Origin of the sequence: Corynebacterium sp. (assembly GCF_012837295.1) — a bacterium.
Lineage (GTDB): Bacteria > Actinomycetota > Actinomycetes > Mycobacteriales > Mycobacteriaceae > Corynebacterium.
Genome location: NZ_DURI01000164.1, coordinates 1 through 5,576 on the forward strand (window position 1 = coordinate 1; position 5,576 = coordinate 5,576).

At 68.8% G+C, this 5,576-nt stretch carries 5 protein-coding genes; 3 read left to right on the forward strand and 2 right to left on the reverse strand.

The genetic code is table 11. The features are described from left to right. Nucleotides 1-605 (reverse strand): sulfite exporter TauE/SafE family protein (locus tag GX015_RS05590; protein WP_291343453.1); only part of this gene is annotated, 605 nt, incomplete at its 3' end. A 99-nt stretch (nucleotides 606-704) separates the two neighbouring features. On the opposite strand from GX015_RS05590, the gene GX015_RS05595 reads away from it, so the two are divergent. The 3 genes from GX015_RS05595 to GX015_RS05605 all read left to right on the forward strand — a co-directional run bounded on the left by GX015_RS05595 (nucleotide 705) and on the right by GX015_RS05605 (nucleotide 4,401). Then, complete coding sequence (locus GX015_RS05595) at nucleotides 705-2,078, forward strand: FAD-dependent oxidoreductase (protein WP_291343455.1); 1,374 nt, start codon at nucleotides 705-707, stop codon at nucleotides 2,076-2,078. A gap of 172 nt (nucleotides 2,079-2,250) precedes the next feature. Then, on the forward strand, nucleotides 2,251-2,754 hold the full coding sequence (locus tag GX015_RS05600; RefSeq protein WP_291343456.1) for a phosphoribosyltransferase: 504 nt from the start codon (nucleotides 2,251-2,253) through the stop codon (nucleotides 2,752-2,754). A gap of 213 nt (nucleotides 2,755-2,967) precedes the next feature. Further along, the gene (locus GX015_RS05605) at nucleotides 2,968-4,401 is read left to right on the forward strand and encodes an HNH endonuclease signature motif containing protein (RefSeq protein WP_291343457.1); all 1,434 of its coding nucleotides are present in this window, start codon (nucleotides 2,968-2,970) and stop codon (nucleotides 4,399-4,401) included. Between the two features lie 2 nt (nucleotides 4,402-4,403). Here the strand turns inward: GX015_RS05605 and purT are convergent. After that, nucleotides 4,404-5,576: formate-dependent phosphoribosylglycinamide formyltransferase (gene purT, locus GX015_RS05610; protein WP_291343459.1), on the reverse strand; the 1,173-nt coding region annotated here is incomplete at its 5' end.

A 5,576-nucleotide genomic window follows, 5' to 3' on the forward strand; every position in this document is an offset into this window, starting at 1 on the left:
GAGAACTCTTCGCGCAGCATCGGCAGGAAACCGATGACGGCGGCGACGGCGACCAGGAACTCGGCCGCGGAGACCGTGCCGATGACCTTGCGGGGCTGATCGGCTTCGGCGCTCATCAGCGTCGACGTGGTCACCGGGCCCCAACCACCGCCGCCGGTGGCATCGAGCAGGCCGCCGACCAGGCCCAACGGGCCGAGCTTGGCCAGGCCCCACTTGCGCACGCCCTTCGTCCGCCCCGTGGAGAAAAATGCGAAGCGGACCAGGACCCACAGGCCCAGGCACAGCAGGATGGTGGAGGTGACGGGCTTGGCCGCGTCGCCGTCGAGGTTGGACAGGAAGGTGGCGCCGACGAACGCGCCGACCGCGCCGGGGACGCCGAGGCGGATGACGCGGCCCCAGTCGACGTTGCCGAAGCGCCAGTGCGAGGCGCCCGACGCGAAGGTCGTGCCGACCTCCACGACGTGGACGACGGCCGAGGCGGTGGCGGCGCCCGTTCCCGAAAGAATGAACAGGGTCGTCGCCGTCACGCCGAAGGCCATGCCCAGCGTGCCGTCGACGAGCTGGGCTCCTAAACCTATCAACGTGAACAGAACGATTTTCTCCATGGGCCGAACACTAGACAGGCCGGTCTGTTCAAGGCGCGGTAAAAATCATCGTGAATCGAACACCGCCGCCGCGGCCGCCGTCCCTCATCATCGGATCCCATGACTACCCGAAAGCTTCGAGTCGCCATCGTCGGATCCGGCCCCGCGGGCATCTACGCCGCGGATGCCCTGATGAAGTCCGGCCGCGACGTGTCCATCGACATTCTCGAGCGCCTGCCCGCGCCGTTCGGCCTCATCCGCTACGGCGTCGCTCCCGATCACCCGCGCATCAAGGGCATCATCAAGTCCCTGCACCGCGTGCTGGACAAGCCCGAGGTCCGCCTTTTGGGCAACGTCGACGTCGGGCGCGACGTGTCCGTCGCGGAACTGCGCAGGCTTTACGACGCCGTCGTGTTCGCGACCGGCGCAACCGGCGATCGCGACCTGGACATCCCCGGCGCGGACCTGGAGGGCCACCATGGCGCCGGCGAGTTCGTCGGCTTCTACGACTCGCACCCGGAGTTCGCCCGCGAGTGGGACCTGTCGGCCGAGTCCGTCGCCGTCGTCGGCGTGGGCAACGTCGGCCTGGACGTCGCCCGCATCCTGGCGAAGACCGCCGATGAGCTGCACGTCACCGAGATCGCCGACAACGTCTACGAGGGCCTGGGCGCCAACGCCGCCCGCGAGGTCCACGTCTTCGGCCGCCGCGGCCCCGCCCAGGCGAAGTTCACGCCGCTGGAGCTGAAGGAGCTCGACCACTCCCCCACCATCGAGGTCGTCATCGACCCCGAGGACATCGACTACGACGCCGCCTCCGAGTCCGCCCGGCGCGAGTCGAAGATCGTGGACCAGGTGTGCTCGATCATCGAGAATTACGCCATCCGCGACCCGAAGGGGGCGCCCCACAAGCTCCACATCCACTTCTTCGAGTCCCCCGTGGAGCTGCTCGGCGAGAACGGCCGCGTCACCGCCATCCGCACCGAGCGCACCAAGCTCGACGGCAACGGCGGCGTTGTCGGCACCGGCAAGTTCACCGACTGGCCCGTCGGCGCCGTGTACCGCGCCGTCGGCTACCGCTCGGACGCCGTGCCGGAGGTGCCGTTCGACGAGGCCAAGGCCGTCATCCCCAACGAGGGCGGCCGCGTCGACGGCCACGTCGGCCTCTACGCCACCGGGTGGGTGCGCCGCGGCCCCGTCGGCCTGATCGGCAACACCAAGGGCGACGCCAACGAGGCGATCGGAAACCTGCTGGCCGATTGGGACGAAGGCATCCTGCAGCTTGCGGCCGAGCCGTCGGAAAGCGCGGTCACCGATTTCTTCGGCGTCCGCGGCATCGAATACACCACCTGGGACGGGTGGCACCGGCTTGACGCGGCCGAGCGCGCGGCGGGCGAAGCCGAGGGGCGCGAGCGCAAGAAGTTCGTGGAGTGGGACGACATGGTCACCCACTCGCGCGATCACGCCGGCGTGCCCGCCGGATCGTTCAGCAAGTAGGGCACCAACCCCGCCAGCAGCGGGGCAGGCGAATTCCGCGGCGTCATTTCGCTCGTACCGCAGCCCGCCCGCGGGGACGTTCGTCCCCGCAGAGCGCTCGGCTGAACCCCTCGGGGTCACCCCCTCCAGCACCCTTCACCGACTCGGCCGCGGACACGATTAGAGTTGACGCATGGCATACCACGCGGATTCGTCGGACCTGCAGCAGAAGGAGATTCTCACCTGGGAGGGGTTCGGCGTCGCCCAGCGCGAGTTGGCGCAGACCATCGCGGATGACGGGTACGAACCGGAGATCATCATCGCCGTCGCGCGCGGCGGCCTCGTCGCCGCCGGCGCCCTGAGCTACGCGCTGGGGGTGAAGTTGTCGGACGCCATCAACGTCGAGTTCTACACCGACGTCCACACGACTTTGCCAGACCCGATCCTCCTCGAGCCGATGCTCGACGTCGCGTCGATTTCCGGCCGCAAACTGCTGGTCGTCGATGACGTCGCCGATTCCGGCCGCACCATGAAGCTGGTTCTGGAGATCCTCCGCGAGCAGGGCGCCGAGGTCCGGTCCGCGGTGCTGTACGAGAAGTCCGTGTCCGTGGTCAAGCCCGACTACACCTGGCGCCACACCGACGAGTGGATCGTCTTCCCCTGGTCCGACCAGCCGCCGGTGACGCCGAACCGCTGATTCCTGCTTGACGACGGGCCGATGTTTTCCGCGGCCCGTCGTTTTCGTGGGGGGCGGTGCAGCAAATTCGAACAGGTGAGCGATTTTGGAGCGGGTTTGGGCCGATTCCGCCGAAGAGAAATCCGGGCGGTGTCCTACTGTGCGAACTGACGGACGAAGTGGAGATCGCGTGTGGGGCGCGATCGGCGGCCGTCGGATACCGGGGGAAGTGCGATGCGAAATCACGCATCCGATCCGAGCCCAGACCAGTCCACCACGACCGAGCCACAGCCGACCGAGCAAGACCCGACGAATCCGGAGCCAAGACCTCAGAGGCCGAGCCGTTTCGACGCGGCGTGCTCGACCGATGCGCCGCGGTGGGTCCATGAGTTCGCGACGGCGCTGTCCATCATCGCCATCCGGCGCAATCGCGACGATCTGCGCATCGCGGAAGAGAGCGCACCTCCCGACGGGGCCGCGGACGTCACCGACCATCTCGCACACGTCGCGCTGCAGTTGGGCGTGACGCCGGGAGTGGCCGAATCCTACGTCGACGTCGGCCTCATGCTGCGGCGGCTGCCACGGCTGGCGACGGTGCTGCGGCACCGCGGCCACCTGCCGTTTTCACACCTGCGCGTGCTCGCCGGCTGCACGCTGACCGCGCCCGACGACATCCTCGCCGAGCTCGAGGATCGGCTGCTGCCGCTGATCCTGCCGAAGCGCGACGGGCAAGCGCTGAAGGGATGGCGGGCGCTGCACAACCGGGTCCAGGAAGTCATCGAAAGAATGGAGCCGCTGGCCCGGCCGCGAAACGTCGATCCGGAACATTCGGACATCCCGGATCCGGCGGAAGACCCCGACGCACCGCCGAAGGAGTTCGTCGACCTCGTGGAAGGCCGCGAGCTTTCGCAACTTACCGCGCAGCTGGACCGGGCCCGCGCCTTCGAACTGATGACGGTTCTCGACGCCATCTGCGCGAAGGAGAACTGCTCGCAGGTGGAGGCCATCACCCACCTGGTGAGGGGGACGAGCGAGGTGGCGGTGACGTTGAACGTCTACAAGAGCTGGGACACCGGCGAGACGTGGGTGCCCGGCGCCGGAGGATGGGTGAAGGGCGCATTCGCGGACGACTGGATGGCCATGGCCGACGGAGCGCGGCTGTGCGGCGATTCCACCACCGGCGGGTACGTGCCGTCGGAGGCGCAGAAGGCGTTCATCATCGGCCGCGACGGCACGTGCCGCTTCCCCGGTTGCGAACGTCCCGCGCACCGGACGGAGGGCGACCACGTGGAGAACTACGACCACGACGATCCGGCGGCGGGTGGATTGACCGACACAGAAAACCTCCACTGCCTATGCAAGAAGCACCACGATCTGAAGACGCGGAAGATGTGGGACGTCCTGCGGATGCCCGACGGCACCGAATACTGGACGTCGCGGTCCACCGGGTTCGTCGCGGTCAGCGTGCCGACCGGCCCGCTGGCCGGGAAGCACCGCACGAACTTCACCGCCCGACAGCTCCGAAAGCGTCGCGCTCTGGCCGAGCACAACGAGAAACGGCTGCGGATCCTCGCGGAGGAACGCCGCATCGTCGCCGAGGCCCGCGAAGCCCAGCGCCTCCGGGACGAAGAAGAAAAGAAGCGCTGGGACGAGGTATGGGCGGCGTAGAACTAATCCACCGACACGCTCAGAGCGGCTGCGGCCTTGGCGGCGTTGTCGCGGGCGGAGTCGACGTCCTCGGCGGTGGACACGGCGACGCCCATGCGGCGGCGGTCGTGCGCCTCGGGCTTGCCGAAGATGCGCACGTCGGTTTCGGGGACGGCCAAAGCGTCGGCAAGCCCGGAATAGGTCGGCGCGGGACCGTCGCACTTGCCGTACACGACGGCCGAGGCGCCCGGCGACGTCAGCGTCACGTCGATGGGCAGGCCGAGGATCGCGCGCGCGTGGAGCTCGAACTCGGAGCAGCGCTGCGTGCCCATGGTGACCAGGCCGGTGTCGTGCGGGCGGGGGCTGACCTCGGAGAACCACACGTCATCGCCGCGGACGAACAACTCGACGCCGAAAATGCCGCGACCGCCGAGCGCACCCGTGATGCGTGCCGCCACGGACCGGGCGTTGTCCAGCGCCACCTGCGACATCGGCATCGGCTGCCACGACTCGACGTAATCGCCGTCGACCTGGCGGTGACCGATGGGCTCGCAGAACCACGTCGCCGTCTCGCCGGTGGCGGGGTCGATGGAACGGACGGTGAGCAGGGTGATCTCGTAATCGAAGTCGACGAACCCCTCCACGATCACTCGCCCCGACGACACCCGGCCGCCGCTCATCGCGTACTCCCACGCGGCGTCGACGTCCTCGGCGGAGCGGACGGTGGACTGGCCCTTGCCCGACGAGCTCATCACCGGCTTGACCACGCACGGCAGCCCGATTTCCTCGACCGCCGCGACGAACTCCTCGCGGGTGGAGGCGAAACGGTAGCGCGACGTCGGCAGGCCCACCTCCTCGGCGGCCAGGCGGCGGATGCCCTCGCGGTTCATGGTCAGCTGCGCGGCGCGGGCGGTGGGGATGACGGTGACGTCGCCCTCCGCCTCCAGCTCCACCAACGCGTCGGTGGCCAGCGCCTCGATCTCGGGGACGATGAAGTGCGGGCGGACCTTCGCCACCAGGTCCTTCACGGCGCCGGCGTCGGTCATGTCCAGCTCATGCCAGAAATGCGCCACCTGATGAGCCGGCGCGTGGGCGTACCGGTCGGCGGCGTGCACCTCGACGCCGAGGCGCTGGAACGCGATGGCGACCTCCTTGCCCAGCTCGCCGGAGCCGAGCAGCAGCACGCGCGTCGCGCC